Source organism: Actinokineospora enzanensis DSM 44649, from assembly GCF_000374445.1.
In the GTDB taxonomy this organism is placed as follows: domain Bacteria; phylum Actinomycetota; class Actinomycetes; order Mycobacteriales; family Pseudonocardiaceae; genus Actinokineospora; species Actinokineospora enzanensis.
Map to the genome: position 1 here is coordinate 13,003 of NZ_KB894453.1, position 20,697 is coordinate 33,699.

Consider the following 20,697-nt stretch of genomic DNA (forward strand, 5'->3'; position numbering starts at 1 on the left):
TCAGCACCGAAATGGGGGAACGATGATCGGGTTCGCGTTCGTGGCGCTGGGCTACCTGCTCGGCCGGCGGGCCGCCACTGCCCTGCGGCGCCGTGGCGCCGGGCTCCGCCAGCAGGGCCTGGCGCAGGTCGGCGGCGCCGCGGCCGGTGCGGCGGCCGGGATCGCGGTCTGGCGGGCGACCGCCGACCTCGGCCCCGAGCAGTTGCTGCTCGACGTCTACGACGGGCTGCACTCCGAGTTCGGCGACGCCGCCGGGCTCGTGACCGCGACGCTGCTCATCCTGGCGGTGATCGGTGTGCTGTACGGGGTCTGCCTCACCGCCGCGCTGGTCGTGCTGATCCTCGGCGAACTCCTGCTCGCCGTCCTCCCTCGCCGCCGCCCGCGCCCCGGCAAGGACGTGGATGACGATCCGGCGTGGCTGTTCGGCCACCACACCGACGTGGTCGACCGGGGCGGCCGGGTCGTCGTCCGGTCGCCGTGGCGCACCGCGACGTCCTCCTACGGCCGGGCGGTGGCCGCCGCGGTGCACCTGCACACCGCGGGTCCCGTCCAGGTCGACGTCTGCGGCATCACCGACTGCCACCTGCACCTGGACGCCGAGGGCGTGGCGGCCGAGTGGAACTCCGTCGAGGGCTGGAGTGCCATGACCCTGCGCGGACGCCACTGGTACCCGACTGGGCTGGTTCCCGTCCCGGCCGAGATCGCCACGTGGCTGCTCGCGGTCGGCAACGAGCCCCGGCTGGGCGTCGGCTACGCCCGAAGCTGGCGGCCGGACGACGACCAGGACGCAGAGGACGAGGTTCTTGACCGGCTCGTCGACGTGGTCGAGCCCGGCGGGACCGCGACGCGGGCCGCATGAGGGCGCTACTACCAGGAGCACCGCCCGAAACGCCGGTAGAGCCCCGACAGCGAGTCGGTGCGGCAGTTCTGTCGGGGCCACCGGACAAGATGACGATCAACCAGGTCACGACCTGCACCGACGAGTGACCACTGTGGAAAGGACAAAACGTTGGCACTTCCGAATCTGACCCCTGAGCAGCGCGCCGAGGCCCTGGAGAAGGCCGCCGCCGCCCGCAGGCAGCGCAGCGAGCTGCTCGGGAAGATCAAGGACGGCTCGATGACCGTGGAGGCCGTGCTCAAGACCGCCGACAACCCCATCGTCACCAAGACGAGGATCCAGTCGGTACTGCTGGCCGTGCCGGGCTACGGAAAGGCCAAGGTCACCGAGCTGATGGGGCGGTTGGAGATCGACGAGAAGCGACGTGTCGGCGGGCTGGGCCCCCGGCAGCGCGAAGCCTTGATCGCCACGTTCGCCTGACGCTCGAACACCACGGGAAGGGCCGACCACCGCAGGGTGGTCGGCCCTTCCCGTTTTCGCTGCGGCGAGCCCGCGCGGCAGACAATCCCGATCATCACGTGCATGGCTTCCCGAACGCAGCCGTATTCACGGACCGTCACAGTGATCAACAGAGGGTGACCGTAGAGTGTCCGCCATGACTTTCACTCTCGACGGGATCGACGGCCACGAAGGCCGTGCGATCGCGGTACTGCACGACGGCGTCGAAGCACCGGGCCCGTGGCAGGACTACACCCTGGACCGGCGGACCGACCATATGCCGGTGGCGCACCACCTGATCGCAGGCTGCTCGTGCGACTGGCGGGGCACCGAGACCTTCCCGACTCGCGCCGAGGCCCTGGCCCGGCAGGAATGGGAGACCGACCACGCGCAGCCGCTGCTCGGCCTGACCGTGCCCGCCGAACTCGCGGCGACGATCGACGTCCTCGCGCGGGCCTTGCACGAGCTGCGCGGCACTCAGCCGCTGGTCGCGGTCGAGCTGGCCGGGCGGATCCACCGGCTCGGCGGCGGGCACGGGCCGGCGGCCATGACCGCCGCACGGAAGGCCGGGAGCACCTGGGCCGAGGTCGGCACTGCGTTCGGCATGTCCGAGCAGCAGGTGCAGAGCTGGTACGCCTGCGAACGCGGCCTGATCCAGTCGGCCTGACGAGACGCCCGGCGCCAAGCCTGAGCTGGATCCTGATCACCCGGACACGCCTGGTGGGATGTGTCAATCCGTCGCCCTGTGTGCTGCAATAGCGGTGCTGACGCATTCGAACAAAAGCGTGATCGGAGTAGGATGCGACTGACAGAACAGCAGCTCAGGCTGCTTGCGTTGTGCAAGGTCAAGGGCGTCGCCTGGTACCTGATCGCCCGTGAGGCGCAGCGTCCGGGCGGCGTGGACCGTCTGTGGAACGCCTCGCCGCTGGAGTCCTCGGCAGATGCGGCCAAGGCCGTCGAGGCGCTCACGCCGATCGGCGGCGCGTTCGAGGACTACGCGGCCCAGGCCCAGGCCGAGGTCGACAAGCTCCGCCACGACGACGCCCGGCTGATCACCGTCCTCGACGATGACTTCCCGCCCACGCTGCGCCTGATCCCCAACGCGCCCCCGTTCCTGTTCGTGCGCGGTGCCATGACCGACGCCGACCTGCGCAGCGTCGCCGTTGTCGGCACGCGCAAGGCCAGCGACACCGGGATCGCGCGGTCCGCACGGATGGCACGTGAGCTGGTCGACCGGGGCGTGACCGTGGTGTCCGGGCTCGCGAGGGGCATCGACACCGCCGCCCATACGGCCGCGCTGAACGCTGGCGGTCGGACGATCGCGGTGATCGGCACCGGCATCAACCGGTACTACCCGGCCGAGAACCGCGAGCTGACCGACCGGATCGCCACTGGCGGCTGTGGGGCCGTGGTCTCGCAGTTCTGGCCCGACGCGACCGGCGCGACCTGGACCTTCCCGCGTCGGAATGTGACCATGAGCGGGATCGCCCAGGGGACGGTCGTCATCGAGGCCTCCAGCACGTCCGGGGCGAAGATGCAGGCCCGGCTCGCACTCGAGCACGGCAAGAAGGTCTTCTTGATCAGGAGCCTGACCGAGCAGCAGGAGTGGGCACGTACGTACGTGGCCAAGCGCGGCGCGATGCTGGTCGAGGACGTCGCCGCGATCGCCGACGCCTTGGCTCCGCCGGAGCGTATCCACGCGGCCGACAGCATCCGCGAACAGCTCGTGATGGATTTCGCCTGATCGAAGGGTTCCCACGTCGGTGGCCTACGAGTTGCCCGCGACCGCGGGTTTCGGGAACTGCGGTCGCTGCGCCTATTTCGCCTCCGGGCCTCCGCCGGTCTGCCAGCGGTGCGCGGCGGCGACTCTGCAGCCCGCCGCGCCGTACTACTGTCCGGTGTGCGGGCAGCGCATCGCCACCGCCCAAGGGGTCTGCAGCAACCGCCTGTGTTCCGACACAGGCCGATACTTCGAGTTCAACCACGCGATCGCGATGAAGACCGGCGAGCTCGACTGGGCCATCAAGCAGCACAAGTACGCCGGACAGGCGGGCTGGGGCATCATCTTCGCCCGCGTGCTGCTGGGGTATCTGGCCCACGACCCGGCGGTCGCGAACGCCGACTTGATCATCCCCATGCCCGCCGCGCCGTTGCCGCCTGGCACCACCAGCCGGCGGGGGACCGACCACTCGGGCTGGGTCGTCGAGTCCGCCGCCGCGCAGGACGATGTCGGTTACCGCTTCCGCGCCGATCCGCCGGTCATCGTCAAGACCCGTCCGACCGGGCGAATGGCCAGCACCAGCGGTTACGGCGAGCGCCTGACGGTGGCCGGGGACATCTACAGCGCCCTGCAGGTGCTCGATCCCGCTGCGGTCGCCGGGGCCGTGGTGGTCGTGGTCGACGACGTCTTCACCACCGGTAACACCCTCAACGCCGTCGCCCGCCGACTTCGCGAGGCCGGCGCCCGCGCCGTTCGCGGGCTCACTCTCGCCCGCCAGCCCTGGGGTTGAGTCCGTGACGGCAGGTCGTGGTGGCCTTCGCTCACCCCATCTCCTACGATCGAACTTATGTTCGATGAACGGTCCGAGTCGCTGAAGCGGTCGCCGAGTCGGCCGTTGACGCCGCCTCGGCCGGTTGTGGTCGATCTGGCGTCCTGCTTCGGGCCGCGGCGGTTGCGCTGGGGGAAGGAGACGCCGTTGTGGGCGCGATCGGGCGGTTTCCGGGTCGACCGGGAGGCACCGGGCACGACCACCGAGTGGCTGATCTCCGAGGTCGGCGACTGGTGGGCCGTGGCAACGGTGCGTCTCTCGTCGTCGAACGGGCTGCTCGTGCGCGAGGTCGGCCTGCTGCTTCCGGCGAACGCGGTGAAGCCGGTCTAGCGGGCTTGCTCGGCGTTCTCGCCGAGGTCGGTGCTCGCCTGCGCCGGTCGCGCCGCTTCCATCTGGATGAACGTCTCGACCATCTGTGCCAGTTGCTCCCGCGCTCCGGAGGTCTTCACCTTCGACGCGCGTAGCGCCATCGCGAGGACGCCGGCTTCCCGCAGTTCGCGCAGTATCGCCAGTTGCCGGTCCGCGTGCACGACGTTCGGCTCGGCGTCGCCGACGAGGTAGGCGACCGGAGCTCCGAAGAACTTCGCCAGGCATCGCAGGCGCTTGACGCCGACGTCGGCGGCCGTGCCGTCGCGCAGGGCGCGGATGTCCTCCTCGGTGCAGCCGACCGCCTCGGCGACCTCCTGGTCGGTGTATTCGACCTCGCCGCCGCCGGGGCGCACGGTGTCGAACAGGGTGTTGAGGCGCTCAGCCAGCGACTGGTCCTCGTCCTGCTCGTAGACCCGGTGCTGCATGGCCAGGCGCTGTTCGACCTCGGCGATCGAGCTGGTGTCCTCCTCGTCGACGAGGTAGGAGACCGTGACGCCGAAGATGCGGGCCAGGCCGCGCACGAGCTCGATGTTCGGGTTGGGCCGCTGGCCGTCCTTGATGTAGCCGATGTACTCCGGACTGCATCCGACTTCCGTGGCGACCTCGGCATTTTTCCAGGGCCGCTTGCGGCGCTCGATCGTCTCGTCGCCGTCGGCCGCGGCGACGTCGCGGGCGTGCTCGGCGTCGGTGACCTCGCGCAGGACGGTCTCGAATAGAAAGGTGATCTTGTCGGCCAGGGTGCGGTGCACGCCCTGGCTCGCCTCGTTCCCCGTAGGAGCAGGCATGGCTCAGTCCCCCTGGCGCACCTCGACTTGCCTGTCGCAGACTAACTGACGGACAGGCAAGCAGGCGCGTGTCGTGCATAGAGAGTTAGCTGATCGTGGTGGGCCTGTCCAGGATCACACACTGTCACTCGTTTAGTCCATTCGGGTGGAGGTAAATTCACACCGGATGGGGGAGACCAAACTGACCTAGCCTGCTTGCAGGGGAAAGTACTCAGACTCAGTTAGGCGGGGTGAAGTGTGGGGGGAGCGCGGCGAGCACCGCTGCCACGGGGGGAGTTCACCTCCTTGTGGGTCGCGGAGGCGATGTCCGTCGCTGGGGATCAGCTCGCGAAGGTGTCACTCAGCGTGCTTGTGTACCAGCGGACGGGATCGGCCGCGTGGAGCGGTGTGGCCTACGCACTGACCCTGCTGCCCCCGCTGGTGACCGGCCCGACGCTCTCACCGCTGGCCGACCGGCTTCCGCGCCGCGAGGTCATGGTGGCCTGCTGCCTGGTGCAGGCGGTGTTCGTGGTGGTGATGACGCTGCCGGGCGTGCCGCTGGCGGTGCTGGCGGTCGCGATCGCGGCGGTCGCGGGCGTCGCCGCGCCGTTCAAGGCGGCTCAGGGCGCGCTCGTCCTGGACGTCCTGGGCGCCGAGCACAACAAGGCCGGGCGCGCGAAGCTGACGGTGATCCGGGAGAGCGGACAGCTCGTCGGCCTGGCCGGCGCCGCGGCGGTGGTCGGTGGCATTGGCACGACGGCCGCGCTGGTCATCGACGTCGTGAGCTTTCTCGCCGCGGCCGTGCTGATCGGGTTCGGTGTTCGTGCTCGTCCGGCGCCCCGCTCGACGCTGTCCGACCAGGCGCGAGCCGTGACCGGCTCGCCGATGCGGCTGCTGCTGGCCGACCGGCCGGTGCGGCTGCTGTCGGGCCTGTTGCTGCTGCTGGGGCTCACCGCCGTGCCGGACGGGGTGATCGTGCCGCTGGCCGAGCAGTCCGGCGCCCCGTCCTGGGCGGTCGGGCCGCTGCTCGCGGCGGACTGCCTCGGCATCATCATCGGCGCGCGATGGGTCGCCGCGCGCACGCCCGATCACCAGCGTGCCCTGATCGCGCCGCTGGCGCTGCTCAGCGTGGCGCCGCTGGCGTTGTTCGTACTGCGACCGTCGCCTGTGTTCATCGGCGCTCTGCTGGTCGCCTCGGGCGCGGGCTCGGCCTACCTGTCCCTGGCGGCGGGCGAGATCACCGAGCGTGTTCCACGCCATGCGGCCGGATCGGTGAATGGGCTGATCGGAGCCGGTCTCCGCGCAGGTCAAGGCCTGGCTGTGGTTACCGGCGGTGTTCTCGCCCAGTACCTGAAGTCCGCCGCATTGGCGGTCGCCCTGACCGGAGTGATCGGAGTAGTCCTAACAGGATGGTGTGCCCTCCTGTGGCACCGAACCCTTCGACCCCGGCAGGTGAAGTCCGAATGAGGAGGAGCTGCTTACAGCTCGCGGTCGCCACGCATCGCGGCCACCTCCTTGTGCACGTGAAGAAACGGGGGATCACACGCCGAGGGCGTCACAGCTCGCGGTCGCCACGCATGGCCGCTCACCTCCTGCTGGGGGTTCATCACGGGGGAAGGCACGGAAAGGGATGACGTTCACAGTTCGCGGTCGCCGCGCACAAAAATCACCTCCGCCGGAGGGGCTCAGTCCCACGGCACGAGAGAAGGGCGGCAGGTCGGAAGGGGACCGTCTGTCGCTCGTTCGAGGGATCACTCAGCTTTCGGTTGCGCCTAGTGTCCCGTGGCGCACCTGGCTCCGAAACAGCCCGAGGTCGGTACTAACCCGGATGGCGGGCTCCGGCCTCTGGCGCAAGCCGCGCTGGGCCATCGTGTGGTTGCTGGCCATCGACGTCCTGGTCGCCGTCTGGGCGGCCACCGCCTCGTTCATGGGCCACGACACGCTCGGCTGGCCGGTCCTGCTGCGGTTCGTGGTGTTCGCGGGCTGCGCGACCGCGCACCTGGTGGGTACTCGCGAGCCGGAGGAGCGGCGCCGCGACGCCGACCGGCGCACCGAGCACGTCGACCAGACCTCGATCTGGTTCTTCGGCGCCGCGCTGGTGCTGCCGGTGCCACTCGTGCTGGCGCTCGTGGGTCTCGTGCGGGTCCAGCGCTACCTCATCGCCCGCAAGCCGCTGCACACCTTTGTGTTCACCTCGGCCTCGATCGCGGCCAGCGCGCTGGGTGTGCACGCGCTCTCGGCCGCGACGCCCCTTCGGGCCTGGCTGACCGGGGAGCGCGATCTGCCGCGTGAGCCGACGATGGACATGCTGATCGCGGTCGGCGCGCTGTCCGGCGCGGTGGCGATCTACTTCCTGGCGCAGGCGCTGCTGGTCGGTGTGGCGCGCGGGTTGATCACGGGCAGGTGGTCGTTGTCGAACCTGCTCGGCGACCGGCGGACGAACCTGTTCATCCTGACCACGCTGTTCATGGCCGTGTGCGCGGGCGTGCTGCAGGCATTCGTCGTGGTGCTGGTCCTGGTCATGGTGCCGATCGCGGTGCGCTCCACGCGCGTGGAGCAGCAGTTGAAGCAGAAGACCGCCGACGCCGAGCACGACTCGAAGACCGAACTGCTTAACGACCGCGGGTTCAGCCCGGCGGCGGCCGTGCAGCTCTACGGCGACCAGCTCGCCGGGCGTCCCTCCGCCCTGTTGTTCTGCGACATCGACTTGTTCAAGGAGTGGAACGACCGGCTGGGCCACATCGGCGCCGACCAGGTGCTGGGTGCGCTGGCGAAGGTGCTGCGCACGACCGTGCGCGACTCCGACCTGGTCTGCCGCTGGGGCGGGGAGGAGTTCCTGGTGCTGCTCCCCGGCACCGCGGCGGATGAGGCGGTGGAGATCGCCGAACGGATCCGGCTGCGTTTCGCCACGATGGCCCTCACCGTGAAGAAGCCCGCCGGCGGCCAGGAGGTCACGCTCAACGCGGACGAACGCGACGGCGACGGCTTCACGATCTCTATTGGGATCGCGGTCTCGCCAGATCACGGCACCGAGCTGGAGGCGATCAAGGAGGTCGCGAACCAGGCCATGAAGACGGCCAAGGACGAGGGTCGCAACCAGGTCGTGCTCGCGCCCGTCGCCCCGCACCGCGCCGTCACGCCGGTCGGCTAGTCGTGGCCGCCGTTCGTGGGCTCTCGGTCCGATGTCGGCTACCTGCGGTCACTACGTGGTCGTGCTCTACGTGGTCGCCTACGTGAGGTGCCGGATGCCGTTCGGGGCGGCGCGGCGGAAGCTGTAGTAGTCCTCATAGTTTTCAGGGGGGCCGCGGTAACTGACCGTCGCAGGCGCCGGAAGGCGTGGATCGAGCATCCGCGACGGGCAGGGCGTGTGGAGGCTCAGGACGCGCCGCGGGGCTGATGGGGACCTGGCCTGTGCAGAAGCTCGAGGTGGGCAAAGCTGAGCAGCTTCTGCACAGGCCCTTCTTCCTGCCGCGCGGCGGCCGGTCCGTCAGGCCAGTCCCGCCGGGTCCCGGCCGCTGCGCGCGGTGACCCAGGAGGCGATCTGCTGCCGGTTGTCCAGGCCGAGCTTGGTGAGGATGTTGCGCACGTGCGTCTCGGCGGTGCGCACGCTGATGACCAGCTTGGCGGCGATGTCCGGGTTGCTCAGTCCCTCGGCGATCAGCCCTGCGATCTCCTGCTCCCGCACGGATAGTTCCGGCGTCGTGGCCGGCGCCGGAGTCGGGCTCGCCGGACGCCGGGCGGACGACCGGCGTCGCAGGCCGAGGTCGAACGTCTCAGCCCAGCTCAGGGCGCTACCCCGAGCGTGTGCGGCGGTGTACTCCTGCTCGCTCAGGTTCGCGCGCACGAGCCGCTCGGCCTCGGCGCGCATTGCCGCGAACGGGAGAAGACCGGCGATCTCCACGCCAGTCAGCTTGCGCATCTGGTCGGCCGCGCCGAGCAGGCGGGCCGCGTACTCGAAGTCGCCGGTCGCCGCGGCGGCCCACGCCAGTGCCTCCACGCTCCACACCGGCCCCCATTGGTCGCCGATCTCCTCCTGCTGGGCGAGCGCGCCGCGCAGCATCGTGGTCGCTCGCTGGGGGTTACCGAACCGCAGTTCGGCCAGTCCTGCCGCCCAGCGTGCCCAGGAGATCGACCAGGCGGCGCCGCGGGCCTCGGCCTTGGCCAGCAGTTCCGTGCTGGAGGAGATGGCGGTGTCGCGGTCGGTCAGGAAGCCTGCGGCCATCGTGGCGAAGAGATCGGCCATGAAGGCGTCGCCGGACGCGCCGAGCGCCAGGAACTGGTCGCGTGCCTGCAGCAGCAGGTCCACCGCGTCGGGATGGGCGTCGACCAGCCACCGCCGGGCGCCCTCGGCGAAGCGGACGGCGGCGGCGGCGAACCCGTGCTCGAACCGCGGGGCATGTTCGAGGTAGCCGGCGCGGATCGCGTGGGCGGAGTCGTGATCGCCCTGGCACAGCGCCAGCCAGGCACCGGAGGCCAGGGCCGCCACATGCAGTTCGTCGGGGTCCTGTTTGGTCAGCCGGACGAAGCGGCGCAGCCACATCCGGCCTTCGCCGAGCGTGCCGGAGAAGAACCAGAACCGGGCGCGGGCCAGTGACGTGGCGAGCAGGAGCCCCGCTGGCGCGGCGCCGGGCTGGGTGAGGCTGTAGTCCATCGCCGTGCGGATGTCGGGCAGGTTCTCGCCCAGCCCGGCGAGAAGTTCGGTCTCGCCGGGCCCGTACCAGGCCGTGGACACCTCCACGGCCTGGTTCAGGTAGTACTCGTGGTGCCGTTGGCGCAGCTCGGCCGTGTGCCCGAGCTCGTCGAGCCGTCGCTGCCCGTACTGGCGCAGCGTCTCCCCGAGGCTGTATCGGGTGTCGGTTCCCGTGGTGTCGGCGGCGAGGATCGACTGGCGGCCCAGGCTGCCGAGCAGGTCGAGCACGTCGTCGATGGTGATGCTGCCGCAGGTGGCGACGGCTTCGGCTGCCGTCAGGTCGAAACTTCCGGAGAAGACTGCCAGCCGGGCCCACAGGACCTGCTCGGTCTGGGCGCACAGCTCGTAGCTCCAGTCCACTGTGGCGCGCAGCGTCTGGTGGTGAGCAGGCACGATGCGGGGATCGCCGCCGGTCAGCAACCGGAACCGGTCGTCGAGCCGGCGCAGGACCTCGGCGACGGACAGGGTCTTCAGCCGCGCAGCAGCCAGCTCGATCGCCAGCGGGATACCGTCAAGCCGCTGGCAGATCCGGGCGAGATCGGGGAGGTTGTCGTCGGTGACGACGACCTTGGCGGCGATCGCCCGGTCGGTGATCAGCCGGATCGCCTCGAAACTGGACAGGGCGGGCTGGGACGACTCGAGGATCGCGGGATCCGGGACGGCCAGCGGCGGCACGGCGAACACGTACTCGCCGTGCGCGTTGAGATCGGTGCGGCTGGTCGCGATGATCCGCAGGTCCGGTGCGGCCCGCAGCAGGGTTCCGACGAGTTCGCCGACCGCGTCGACCAGGTGCTCGCAGTTGTCCAGCACGAGAAGCAGGTGCTTGTCCTGCAGGTGCTCGATGAGCGCGTCCAGCGGCGGCCGGGTCGACTGGTCGCGGATGCCGAGGGCCTCGGCGACGGTGCCCGCCAGCAGCTCGGGCTCGGTCAGCGGCGCGAGGGAGACCAGGCGGACACCGTTGCGGAAGCTCCTGCGCAGGTCGTGGGCCAATCGCAGCGCGAGCCGGGTCTTGCCGACACCGCCGAAGCCGGTGAACGTCATCAGCCGTGCGGTGACCATCAAGCGCTTGGCCTGGGCGAGCTGGGCTTTGCGACCGACGAACGACGTCACATCGGCAGGCAACTGGCCTGCCGGGGACCCCCGTTTCGCGCGCGTGCCGGGCATCACCACACACTAAGCCAATCGGCAGCTCACACTCCGCCAATTTCCCCAGCTCACAGCCGGTGTTCCCACGTTGTGGTGACCGGCTAGCGGCCATTGCCACCCGGCGGCGAACGTCGCGGCGACCGGGACGTACCCGACATCGGCGGAATCCGCCGTACTTAATGGACAGTACCCCTAGCGTGACGCAAAGTAGTCAACCTAACTGACCCCGCTACTCCATTCGAGTGGTAACCTAACTGACGTCTACGGAACCGCTGGCGTTCACCGTCAGCGACGATGTAGACCTAAAGGGCCTCCATAAGGGGGGATAGCGGTTACGTATCGTAGCCAACTGGTCGGTTCGCGGGGGATCACGAGGACGACCACGCGGCACCCGTAACACTGGCGACAGGGCCGTTCGGACGCACGTCGAACACCCTGCGTCACCGGCGATAGGGGGGTGTCATGCGAGTAGGTCAAGGGGGCTGCGCTCGCACCGAGCCTCGGCGCCGGACGACGGGCGCGTCACGTACCCGCGATCTGGGGGCAGCGAAGTCTGGACGGGCCCGGCTGGGGGGAGAGGGGACCGCTTCGGTCCGCTCGCATGGTGCCGGGCCTGTCCAGACCACTGACCGTTCCCGCGGCCCAGGTCGCGGGAGGTCGATGCGCTGACCTCCGTCCCGTGCTGGCACAGCACGGGCGACAGGACCCCGCCGGTCGCTGACCGGCGGGAACACGGGGAGACAAACAACCGTCGGACTGGCCCACCCGGCCGGCGGAGTCGACGTCGGAGACGACGTCGCAGAGCCGGTGTCGGGGGGACACGGTGACGGGTGGGCAGGTTCGGCCGCTGCGAGTGGCCGGCGTAGCGGGAGGCGTGGGCACGTCCACGTGGACCCGCCTTCTCCAGCTCGCGTTCAACCTTCCCGTCCTTGACCTGCGCGAGTACCGCGGCGGCGAGGTCGACGTCCTGGTCACCTCCAACACGGCGGCATCGGCCGCCCGGCTCGGGCCCGCGCTGGCCGCCTGCCCGCGCCCGCCGGTGCTGGTCGTGATGCACACGGTTCCCGGCGTCATCGCCGAATCCCGCTCGCACCTGCGCAAGGTCCAGCCGCACATCACCGCCCAGTTCGACATCTCCCACCAGCGGTCATGGCTGGAGATGGAGAACGCGCCGGGACCCAAGATTTCGGCCAAGGCCAAGGACATCGTCGAGGCGTTGCGCCAGTTTCCCCAGGCGCTGCAACAGATGTACCCGCAACCGCGGCCACAGCAGCCGCGCACGCCCGCGCCCGGCCTGCCCATGCCCGCGCCCGCGCAGGTTCCGGGGAACCGGCTCCTGGCGGAGCCGCGCGCCGGTCCGCAGCCGCATCAGCGGTGGGCCCCGCAGGGGGGCGGTCCACAGCAGAACGTCGTTCATCACCGCGGTGGCCAGGGGGGCTGACCGCGAATTCCAGAAAGTTTCTCGGGGGGATTTCGCGCGATGAGTTTTCACGCACTTTTGACTGAGTTGAATGGCTGGCTGGCGCAACCACCTTTGGTTCCGGACCCGCCACCAGCGGCACCGCCGGGCAAGTTGGCGGCGGCCACGAACACGCTTCTCGGCTGGATGAAGTGGGGCGGGCTGGTCGGTGCAGTCGGCGCGCTGATCGCGGCCGGAATCATGATGGCGATCGGCCGACGAAATCGAAACAACATGGCGATCGAGGGTGCGGTCTCTTTGCCGTGGGTGGTCGGCGGCCTGGCGTTGATTCTCGGGTCCGCTTCTCTTGTCGGGTTTCTTCTCCAATGAGGGCGCACCAGTCCCGCATTCTTGCCAGCGGGGAAAAAGCGCCCGTAAATGGAATGGGAAAACAGGGCTGGCGAGTCGCGTTTCTGGCGATCCTGGTCGGGTTCGCGGCACTGGTGAGCGGTCCGGCGGCCAGCGCGGCGCCGGTGGGCGAGGATCTCCGCGACGTCCCGGCCGCGCTGCAGAAGTACGTGCCGAGGTCCGAGGCGTTCGCGAACTCGCCGTGGATGACCTCGCCCACCTGCAAGGACAAGGGCGGCGACTTCTCGATCTGGGCGTCCAACGCCATCCAGGACACGCCCGCACTGCTCACCTACTTCCAGGCCAGCGCTTTCGGGCCGCAGGCCAAGCCGGAGGACCAGGCCCGCGGCCAGGCCATGCTCGCGGGCTACCGCGACCTCGCCAGCCGGATCGGCGGCACGGTCCCGGCCGGCTACTGCGTCGACGACCTGACCCGGTGGGCCGGGCCGAATCCGGCGATGACGCCGTTCGGGTTCCCGTGGGGCGTGACCGGCAAGGACGGCCACCAGAGCATCTACTTCTGCACCGACCGCGCGCCGGATGCCCAGCGGGGCACCGAATACAACCGGTACGTCGGCGCCGAGCGCGCGATGTGCGACGGCTTCTACGTCGCCTGCGTGCACGCCCAGAGCACCGATGACCAGAGCCGCTGCGCGGCCTGGAACACCTTCTCCGACCGATACGTCCGGCAGGTCGAGCAGCTTCGCGGCGACGCGATCGGGCAGCACCCGGCCATGGCCACGGCGGCGTTCGAGACCCGCACGGAGTGGGGCGGGCTGCTCGCCGCGGCGGGAGTGCTGGTCGCGGCCGGGGTGCTGCTGCTGGTGATCCGCCGCCGGGTCACGCGCCTGCAGCGCAGCGACAGGGGCGGTGACGATGTCCACCGCACCTAGTTCGACACCGCAGTCGACGCCGCGCTCGGCTCGGTTGTGGCGCGCGGTCCTGCTCGGCCTGATCGTCGGGTTCCTGGCGCTGCTCACCGGGCCGGCGGCCAGCGCGGCGCCGGTCAAGGACCTCACCAACGTCCCGGCCGACCTGCAGAAATACGTCCCGAACACGCCGGCGTTCGCGAACTCGCCGTGGATGACCTCGCCCACCTGCAAGGACAAGGGCGGCGACTTCTCGATCTGGACGTCCAACGCCATCCAGGACACGCCCAGCCTGCTCGCCTACTTCCAGGCCAGCATGTTCGGGCCGGAGACCAAGCCGGAGGACAAGCCGCGCAGCGACGCGATCATCGCCGGTTACCGGCAGCTCGCCACCGAGGTTCCGGCGATCTTGCCTCCCGGCTACTGCGTCGACGACATGAAGCGCTGGACCGGCGCGGACTACACCACGAAGCCGTTCGGCTTCCCGTGGGGGATGACCAGCAAAGACGGTCACCAGGCGATCTATTACTGCACCGACCGGGCGGATCCGAACACCACTCGCGGCAACGAGTACAACCGCTACTTCGGTGCCGAACGCACGATGTGCGACGCCTTCTACATCACCTGCAACAACGCGCAGGAGAACGAGAAGGCCAAGTGCGAGGCGTGGAACACCTTCTCCGACGAGTACGTCCGCCGTGTCGAAGCCTTGCGCGCCAAGGCAATCAACGAGCACAAAGCGACCGGCACGGCCGACACACACACCGAGCTGAAGTCGCCCAGCGAAGTCATCGGAGACATAGCCGGGGGCTGGTTCGCCGATCTGACCAAGACCATCGCCGAGGGCTCGGCGAAGCTCATGGCCGAGGCGATGAGCTTCTGGACCCGCACCGATCGCACGACGATGTTGCAAAGCCCGGCGATCACCGAGATCCAGGGCCTGCTGCGCTATGTCGGGATCGCGCTGCTCGCGGGCAGCGTGATCTGGCAGGGCCTCGTGATGATCTACAAGCGGAAGCTGGATCCGCTGGTCAGCACGGGTATGGGCCTGCTGTCGTTCGTGGGCTGGTCGACCTTGGGCGGGACGGTCGCGGTCTTGCTGAACGAGGCCGGGATCGCGCTGGCCAACGACGTGCTCGACCAGAGCATCAACACCTTCTCCAAGACCGTGGGCGACTCGCTGATCGGTCAGGTCGGCGTAGCCACCGGCGCGATCTTCTTCCTCAGCATCATCTTGTTCTTCTTGGCCTGCATCCAGTGGGTGCTCGGCTTTTTCCGCATGGGCGCGCTGGTCATCCTGCTCGCGTTGCTGCCCACGGCCGCGGCCGGGCAGGCCAACGAGAGCACGAAGCCGTGGCTGAAGAAGGTGCTGAGCTGGTGCCTCTCGCTGATCCTCTACCAGCCGATCGCCGCGATCATTTTCGCCATCGGGCTGCAGCTCATCGGCAGCGGACAGGACATCTCCACCGTGCTGGTGGGCATGGCCGTGATCGCCCTGGCGGTCATCTCGATGCCGACGATGCTGCGCTTTTTCGACTGGGGCGGCCAGAAATTGGTCAACGGTGGCGGGGGCGCCGGGGGCGCGATGGCCGTCGGCGCGGCGGCGTCCGCGCTCGGCGGCGGCGGAGTCGGCGGCTTCGGCAAGTTCATGGATCAGAGCGGCCCGGCCGGCGGGGGCGGCGGCGGGAAGAGCAGCGGCGCGTTGCCGGTGTCCTCGGCGCACGCGGGCGACGGTCCCGGCGGCGGTGGCGACGGACCCAGCGGAACCGGCGGAGATGGCGGTTCGCAGTCCGCCTCCGGTCCCGGCGGCGGCCAGCAGGGCGGACCGGGCGGAGGCAAGCAGGGCGTGTCCTCGGCCACCGGCGGCCAGAGCGGCTCTCCCGGCCAGGCGCCCGTGGGTGCCGGAGTCGGTAGCGGTGGCGGTGGCGGCAGCGAGATGGCCGCCGCGGGCGGTGGCGGCGCGATGGCCGCGCATCCCGCCGGGGCCGCCGCGATGGCCGCGAACGAGGGCAAGGAAAGCGTCAAGGAAGGCGTCCAGCAGGGCTTCAACGCTGCTGCCGGCGCGATGACGGAGGGCGCTGGCGAGTCGGGGGGCCCGCGATGAGCAACACCAGGATGTACGGGGGATGGCGCCCCAGGCGCGGTTTCGGCGTCGGCAAGCTGACCGAGGCGCAGACGGCGGTGACCGCGGCCTGCGTGTTCGTCCCACTGGGCGTCTGGGTGGTCATCACGACCTTCGGCCTCTCGCTGCTGGTCATGCCGGTGGCCATCGGGATCGCCGTCGTGGTCGCGCTGCTCACGCTGATCCCGCACCGCACGCACGGCACCTCGCTCGGCGGGGCCGCGGTGATCTGGATGCGGACCCGCACCGCGCGCAGGAAGGGCTGGACGGAGTGGGAGACGGGTGTTTTCACCCGCCACCCAAGGAAAAACGAGTTGCCCGGTGTGCTCGCGCCGATCGTCCCGCTGTCCACTCAGGACGGTCTTGGGCAGCCGTACGGGCTGCTGTGGGATCGCCGGACCGGGAGGCTGACCTCCAGCGTCCGGGTGGCCCCGGTCGGCACGGTGCTGGCCGACCAGGATCGCACCGACCTGTGGATCGGCAGCTTCGCGGCGTGGCAGGCGGCGCTGGGCTACGAGCCGACGATCGAGTGGGTCGCGATCGTCGTGGAGTCCGCGCCGTCGAGCGGCACCGAGCTGGCCGACTACGTGGCCGACCGGCTCGATCCGAACGCGCCGCAGGTCGCGCGGGACACCATGACCGAGGTCGCCGAGTCGCACCGCGGGTCGACGGCCGACATCTCGGTGCGCGTGAACATGACGTTCCAGCCGATGCGGGCACGACCCGCGCCGCAGGACGACGCGGAGCGGGTGGCCGAGGTCAGCCGGGCGATGGCCGGACTCGAGGGCGACCTGCCGCTGTGCGGGGTCGCCAGCCTCGGGCGGGCCACGGCCGCGACGATGACGCACTGGCTGCGCTCGGCCTACGACCCGGACGCCCGCAGCGAGCTGGGGCGGCTGTCCGAGCAGAACCATCTGCTCGCGTGGTCGGACGCCGGGCCGGTGCGGGCCGAGGCGCTGGTGGATCACTACTGGCACGACAGCGGCTGGTCGGTGTCGTGGGCGATGTCGGGGCTGCCCAACCAGAACGTCACCAGCAACATCTTGGCGCCGCTGGTCACTCCGGGCCGCTACCACCGCAGGGTCTGCATCACCTACCAGCCGTTCCCGGCCGACCAGGCCGGGGACGTGGTGACGCGGGAGGCCTCGGGCTCGTCGTTCCGCCGCCAGTTGCGCCGGCGGCGCGGGGTCGACGACACCGCGCGGGACCGCGCCGATGAGGCACGGGCGATCCAGGCCGCCGAGGAGGAGGCGCAAGGCTCGGGCGTCGGGCTGTGGGCGATGTACGTGACCACCACGGTGGAGGACCCGCGCAAGCTGCCCGACGCGATCGCCGATGTGGAAAGTCGCGCCCGCAACGCGAAGTTGCGGCTTCGCAGGTGCTGGGGCTGGCAGCACGCGGGTTTCGCCGCGTCACTCGGGGTCGGCGTGTACCCGCCGGAGCTGATGAAGCGGGGCAGGTGGGCGCGATGAGTCGACTTCCGCGCCTCGGGCAACGGCACGTTCCACTCACGTTCCCGGTCGACCGGCACCGCCTCCTGGGCGAGCTCGCGGCGACCTGGGCGCGTGGGCGCAGATGTCGCGCCGTCCGCCACGGCGGTTCCCGAGGGTCGGGTCCGTGAGCCGGTGGAGCGCAGCGCCGGACCGGCGGGGACCGGTCCGTGACCAGCAGTTCTTGAACTTTCCGGGGGGAAAGATGTTGCAAGCGAGCAGGTGGGGCACGTGGCCCTGCTGAGTCGACGTAAGCGGGCACGTGCGGAGCAGAACGTGCCGGACGCGCCGGCGGCGAACGTCGCGACCACAGTGGACACCACCGAGTCCGAGCTGCCGCAGACGGTCGCCGACGCCGCGGCGCGGCTGGTGCCGACGAAGTCCGACCCGCTGGCCGAGCTGCGCTCGTGGCCGGTTCCACCGGCGCGCGGCTGGGCCACGAACGGCGGCGGCCGGGACCATCACGTTGGGTCGGCGACCCTGTGGCAGGGCACGAGCACGCAGTTGGCCGGCTTGTATCCGTTCGTCGGCGGGTCCGGGTCGCGGGTCCGTGGCGTGCCGATCGGGCACGACCTGCACACGCACGAGCCGGTGGGCTTGCATCCGGGCGACTGGCTGAAGTCCGGGCTGATCACCAACACCGGCATGTGGGTTCAGGCTCAGCCGGGCGTTGGAAAGTCGGCGTTCGCGAAGCGGCTGGGCACCGGGTTGTGCGCGATGGGCTGGATGATGTTCGTCCCGGCCGACGTGAAGGGCGAGTACTCGCCCTTGATCTCGCGGCTCGGCGGCACGGTCATCAAGATCGGCCGCGGGTTCGACGCGATCAACCCGCTCGACCCCGGACCCTTGGGGCAGTTGCTGGCCACGGTTCCGGCCGGGAGGCAACGTGACGCGCTGCGCGAGTCGATCCGGGCGCGGCAGACGGCGCTGCTGGAGGGCCTGCTCCTGCTGGAGCTGGACCGGGCGCCGACCACCACCGAACGCAACCTGGTCAGCCGGGCCCTGGACGTCGCGACGGACGCGACCGACGACGGGCAGCCGACGATCCCGGAGGTCCGGGCGGTGCTCGATCAGGCGCCGCAGGCCCTGCTGGACGCGGCGCGGGTGGAGGGCCGTCCGGAGCGCTACTTCGACCTGATGCGCGAGGTCCTCTCAGCCCTCGATCTGCTGGTGGATGGGCCGCTCCGGGGGCTTTTCGACCGGCGGAGCACCGCCCGGCTGGACCCCGCTTCCCCGGCGACGTCGCTGGACATCAGCGTGCTCGACGAGGAGACCGACGAGGTCGTCGCCGCGGCGATGCTGTGCTCGTGGGCCTGGGGCTCCGGGATGATCGAGGCCCGCCAGGCCGGAGCCGGCAAGAACATTCTCTGGATCCAGGACGAGGCGTGGAGGGCGCTGCGGACCGGGCCCGGCTTGGTCGAGAAGTCCGACCGGATGACCAGGTTGAACCGCCACAAAGGCGTCGCGTCGGTCTATTTGACCCACTCGATGGACGACCTGGAGGCGCTGCCCTCGGCCGAGGACCGCGCGAAGGCGCGGGGCATCGCGTCACGGTGCGCGATCCACGTCTACGGCGGGCTGCCCGCCACGGAGCTGTCCTCGCTGGCCGTGAGCTTGTCCAGCCGTGAGGCCGACATGCTCGCCTCCTGGCAGAGCGCGGGCACCTGGGTGCCGGGTCAACGGCATCCCGGCCGCGGCCTCTACCTGATCAAGGCCGGTGAGCGCGCGGGCCTTCCGGTGCGGATGCACCTCAACCGGCGCGAACTTGAGCTCTACAACACCGACTCGGCCTTCCAGGCCAGGGCGAGCGCGGCATGAGCGCTTCCGTCCTCAGCGCGGTCCGCCGCGCGATCACCGCACCGCGTCCGGTCCGAAGTGGACCGGCTGTTCGGGGTGCACACCGCCGTTGCCGGGGGGCTTCGGCGTGCTTGACCGCATCGCTGTCTCGGGGGGGACATGATCATGAAAGGCAACGGCATCACCGCGCCGCAGTGGCGGCTGGGGCTGGCCGGGCAGGCTGACGGCGACGAGTTCCTGGGTGCCCAACAGCAGCGTCTGCGCCCGATCGCCGACCAGGAGTTGTGCGGCGCACGGGACCAGTCGGCGGGCCGGGTCCGGATGCCCGTGGGCGGGCAGTCCGTCCCGCACCACCACGACGAGGACCGCACGGTCGTGGTGCTGACCGGGACGGCCGCCACGCTGCTGATGCCCGTGGGCGCGGACCGCTGGCAGAGCGCGGCCGTCACCGGGCCCGGCGACGTGATCTACGTGCCTGCGGGCTGGGTGCACCAGGCGGTCAACCTCGGCGGGACCGAGGTCAGCGCGATCGAGGTCAGCGCGGATCCGGTGTTCAACCGCAGCGTGCACGCGCTGCCCGACCTGGCCGAGCAGGGCCTGATCGTGCGGCTGCGGGAAGCGTTCGCCGACGGGCGACTGCTGCCCGGCACGCACGCGGCGTGAGCGGGTGCGGCTGCCATGACCAACCCGAACGCACGCCAGCACGCCAGCGGCACCATGCCGATCCTGCCGTGGCTGATCGTCGGCTTCTTCGCGCTGATCTTCGTCGCGATCGGCGCGATGTGGTCGGCCGCGCAACTCGCGACCGGCGGGGACTTCACCGTGCCCGACTACGGCGGGGTGGCCGGGGCGCTGAAGAAGCACGGCATCGAGGGGCTGATCGGCCCGGACGGCTCGTCGACCCTGTTCTACGGGGTGCTCATCGGCGAGGTGGTGCTCGTCCTGGCCGCCGTGATCACCGTGTCGGTGCTCGTCGCGAAACGACGCCGCCCCAAGGACGGCCACCGCGCGATGGTCTCGCGCAAGGCCTTCGCCGACCTGCAGCGACCGGCGATGGCCAAACGCGCCCAAGGCCTGCGGCCCTCGCTGGCGGGGACCAAGGCCAAGGAACTGACCGCCCGCGACGTCGGCGCCTCGCTCGGCGACGTCTCCGGCGCCACGTTGTTCAAGAGCCACGAGGACGTCGAACTCGTCATCTGCGGCCCGCGTTCCAACAAAACCTCGGCGAAAGTCGTCCCCGACATCCTCGCCGCCCCCGGCCCGGTGGTGGCCACGTCGAACAAGCCGGACGTCTGGGTCCTGACATCCATGCTGCGGGCGAAGGTCGGCCCGGTCTGGCTGTTCGACCCGCAGCGGATCACCTACCAGCAGCAGGGTTTCTGGTGGGATCCGCTGAAGTCGGTGCGTGACGTCGAGTCGGCCGCGCGCATGGCGTCGTACTTCATGCGCGAGGTCGGCGGCGGCAGCGGCGCCACCGACCGGGCCGACCCGTTCTTCACTCCGGCCGCGGCCAAGACGTTGCGGCAGTTGCTTCTCGCGGCGGCGACCACTTCCGGCAAGACACTGCGCGACGTCGTGCTGTGGGTGGCCACGCGAGCCGAGGAACCCGCTGTCTACCTCGAACGCGGCGGGTACGTGGCACAGGCCGCGAGCCTGCGGTCCACTTTGGAGCTTCCGCCGGAGACCAAGGGCGGGATTTTCGAGGGTGTCAGCACCGCGTTGGCGTGCCTGGATTCCGAATCGCTGCTGCGCTGGGTC

At 70.2% G+C, this 20,697-nt stretch carries 18 protein-coding genes; 16 read left to right on the forward strand and 2 right to left on the reverse strand.

Translation table 11 applies throughout. The annotated features are described in order from the left end of the window. Positions 1–22 precede the first annotated feature (22 nt). From C503_RS0134860 to C503_RS0134885, 6 genes are all read left to right on the forward strand, one after another. Positions 23–859 (forward strand): hypothetical protein, encoded by an 837-nt coding sequence (locus C503_RS0134860; RefSeq protein WP_018686850.1) that lies wholly within the window; start codon positions 23–25, stop codon positions 857–859. 150 nt (positions 860–1,009) lie between these two features. Beyond that, positions 1,010–1,318 (forward strand): integration host factor, actinobacterial type, encoded by a 309-nt coding sequence (mihF, locus tag C503_RS0134865; protein WP_018686851.1) that lies wholly within the window; start codon positions 1,010–1,012, stop codon positions 1,316–1,318. A gap of 175 nt (positions 1,319–1,493) precedes the next feature. After that, a complete protein-coding gene (locus C503_RS0134870) occupies positions 1,494–2,003 on the forward strand; it encodes a hypothetical protein (protein WP_018686852.1) in 510 nt (169 codons plus the stop codon). Positions 2,004–2,135: 132 nt separating this feature from the next. Then, the gene (gene dprA, locus C503_RS42060; RefSeq protein ID WP_018686853.1) at positions 2,136–3,080 is read left to right on the forward strand and encodes a DNA-processing protein DprA; all 945 of its coding nucleotides are present in this window, start codon (positions 2,136–2,138) and stop codon (positions 3,078–3,080) included. A gap of 154 nt (positions 3,081–3,234) precedes the next feature. Beyond that, on the forward strand, positions 3,235–3,846 hold the full coding sequence (locus C503_RS0134880) for a ComF family protein (protein ID WP_245572663.1): 612 nt from the start codon (positions 3,235–3,237) through the stop codon (positions 3,844–3,846). 57 nt (positions 3,847–3,903) lie between these two features. After that, complete coding sequence (locus C503_RS0134885) at positions 3,904–4,215, forward strand: hypothetical protein (protein ID WP_018686855.1); 312 nt, start codon at positions 3,904–3,906, stop codon at positions 4,213–4,215. Here the strand turns inward: C503_RS0134885 and C503_RS0134890 are convergent. After that, on the reverse strand, positions 4,212–5,039 hold the full coding sequence (locus tag C503_RS0134890; protein ID WP_156893723.1) for a hypothetical protein: 828 nt from the start codon (positions 5,037–5,039) through the stop codon (positions 4,212–4,214). The two genes, C503_RS0134885 and C503_RS0134890, sit on opposite strands and share 4 nt — an antisense overlap. A 237-nt stretch (positions 5,040–5,276) precedes the next feature. On the opposite strand from C503_RS0134890, the gene C503_RS42065 reads away from it, so the two are divergent. Continuing rightward, on the forward strand, positions 5,277–6,485 hold the full coding sequence (locus tag C503_RS42065) for an MFS transporter (RefSeq protein WP_051115021.1): 1,209 nt from the start codon (positions 5,277–5,279) through the stop codon (positions 6,483–6,485). 361 nt (positions 6,486–6,846) lie between these two features. Beyond that, entirely contained in the window at positions 6,847–8,169 is a 1,323-nt protein-coding gene (locus C503_RS42070; protein ID WP_018686858.1) for a GGDEF domain-containing protein, read from the forward strand. A gap of 336 nt (positions 8,170–8,505) precedes the next feature. On the opposite strand, the gene C503_RS42075 is transcribed toward C503_RS42070, so the two are convergent. Beyond that, positions 8,506–10,872 (reverse strand): ATP-binding protein, encoded by a 2,367-nt coding sequence (locus tag C503_RS42075; RefSeq protein WP_063710871.1) that lies wholly within the window; start codon positions 10,870–10,872, stop codon positions 8,506–8,508. 856 nt (positions 10,873–11,728) lie between these two features. On the opposite strand from C503_RS42075, the gene C503_RS0134915 reads away from it, so the two are divergent. From C503_RS0134915 to C503_RS0134945, 8 genes are all read left to right on the forward strand, one after another. Continuing rightward, positions 11,729–12,295: a hypothetical protein gene (locus tag C503_RS0134915; protein ID WP_018686861.1), complete on the forward strand. Its 567-nt coding sequence runs from the start codon at positions 11,729–11,731 to the stop codon at positions 12,293–12,295. Positions 12,296–12,334: 39 nt separating this feature from the next. Further along, positions 12,335–12,643 carry a hypothetical protein gene (locus tag C503_RS42080; RefSeq protein ID WP_051115023.1) on the forward strand — a complete coding sequence of 103 codons (309 nt, stop codon included), beginning with the start codon at positions 12,335–12,337 and terminating at the stop codon, positions 12,641–12,643. Between the two features lie 53 nt (positions 12,644–12,696). After that, entirely contained in the window at positions 12,697–13,554 is an 858-nt protein-coding gene (locus tag C503_RS0134920) for a hypothetical protein (protein WP_018686862.1), read from the forward strand. Then, a complete protein-coding gene (locus C503_RS0134925; RefSeq protein ID WP_156893724.1) occupies positions 13,538–15,634 on the forward strand; it encodes a TrbL/VirB6 family protein in 2,097 nt (698 codons plus the stop codon). The genes C503_RS0134920 and C503_RS0134925 overlap by 17 nt, the downstream gene beginning before the upstream one ends. Next, positions 15,631–17,124, forward strand: a complete 1,494-nt coding sequence (locus C503_RS0134930; RefSeq protein ID WP_018686864.1) for an SCO6880 family protein — start codon at positions 15,631–15,633, stop codon at positions 17,122–17,124. The genes C503_RS0134925 and C503_RS0134930 overlap by 4 nt, the downstream gene beginning before the upstream one ends. Positions 17,125–17,373: 249 nt before the next feature. Further along, on the forward strand, positions 17,374–18,960 hold the full coding sequence (locus C503_RS46475; protein WP_245572664.1) for a hypothetical protein: 1,587 nt from the start codon (positions 17,374–17,376) through the stop codon (positions 18,958–18,960). Positions 18,961–19,104: 144 nt separating this feature from the next. Next, positions 19,105–19,602 carry a cupin domain-containing protein gene (locus tag C503_RS0134940; RefSeq protein ID WP_026317010.1) on the forward strand — a complete coding sequence of 166 codons (498 nt, stop codon included), beginning with the start codon at positions 19,105–19,107 and terminating at the stop codon, positions 19,600–19,602. A gap of 15 nt (positions 19,603–19,617) precedes the next feature. Continuing rightward, the coding region (locus C503_RS0134945) for a type IV secretory system conjugative DNA transfer family protein (protein ID WP_018686867.1) at positions 19,618–20,697 on the forward strand (1,080 nt) is incomplete at its 3' end.

Excerpts from the sequence above, each read along its gene's own strand:
- C503_RS0134860 (WP_018686850.1), top strand. The coding sequence starts at position 23 with ATGATCGGGTTCGCGTTCGTGGCGCTGGGCTACCTGCTCGGCCGGCGG.
- C503_RS0134870 (WP_018686852.1), top strand. The coding sequence starts at position 1,494 with ATGACTTTCACTCTCGACGGGATCGACGGCCACGAAGGCCGTGCGATC.
- dprA (WP_018686853.1), top strand. The coding sequence starts at position 2,136 with ATGCGACTGACAGAACAGCAGCTCAGGCTGCTTGCGTTGTGCAAGGTC.
- C503_RS0134885 (WP_018686855.1), top strand. The coding sequence starts at position 3,904 with ATGTTCGATGAACGGTCCGAGTCGCTGAAGCGGTCGCCGAGTCGGCCG.
- C503_RS0134890 (WP_156893723.1), bottom strand. The coding sequence starts at position 5,039 with ATGCCTGCTCCTACGGGGAACGAGGCGAGCCAGGGCGTGCACCGCACC.
- C503_RS42070 (WP_018686858.1), top strand. The coding sequence starts at position 6,847 with ATGGCGGGCTCCGGCCTCTGGCGCAAGCCGCGCTGGGCCATCGTGTGG.
- C503_RS42075 (WP_063710871.1), bottom strand. The coding sequence starts at position 10,872 with ATGCCCGGCACGCGCGCGAAACGGGGGTCCCCGGCAGGCCAGTTGCCT.
- C503_RS42080 (WP_051115023.1), top strand. The coding sequence starts at position 12,335 with ATGAGTTTTCACGCACTTTTGACTGAGTTGAATGGCTGGCTGGCGCAA.
- C503_RS0134920 (WP_018686862.1), top strand. The coding sequence starts at position 12,697 with ATGGGAAAACAGGGCTGGCGAGTCGCGTTTCTGGCGATCCTGGTCGGG.
- C503_RS0134925 (WP_156893724.1), top strand. The coding sequence starts at position 13,538 with ATGTCCACCGCACCTAGTTCGACACCGCAGTCGACGCCGCGCTCGGCT.
- C503_RS0134930 (WP_018686864.1), top strand. The coding sequence starts at position 15,631 with ATGAGCAACACCAGGATGTACGGGGGATGGCGCCCCAGGCGCGGTTTC.
- C503_RS0134940 (WP_026317010.1), top strand. The coding sequence starts at position 19,105 with ATGAAAGGCAACGGCATCACCGCGCCGCAGTGGCGGCTGGGGCTGGCC.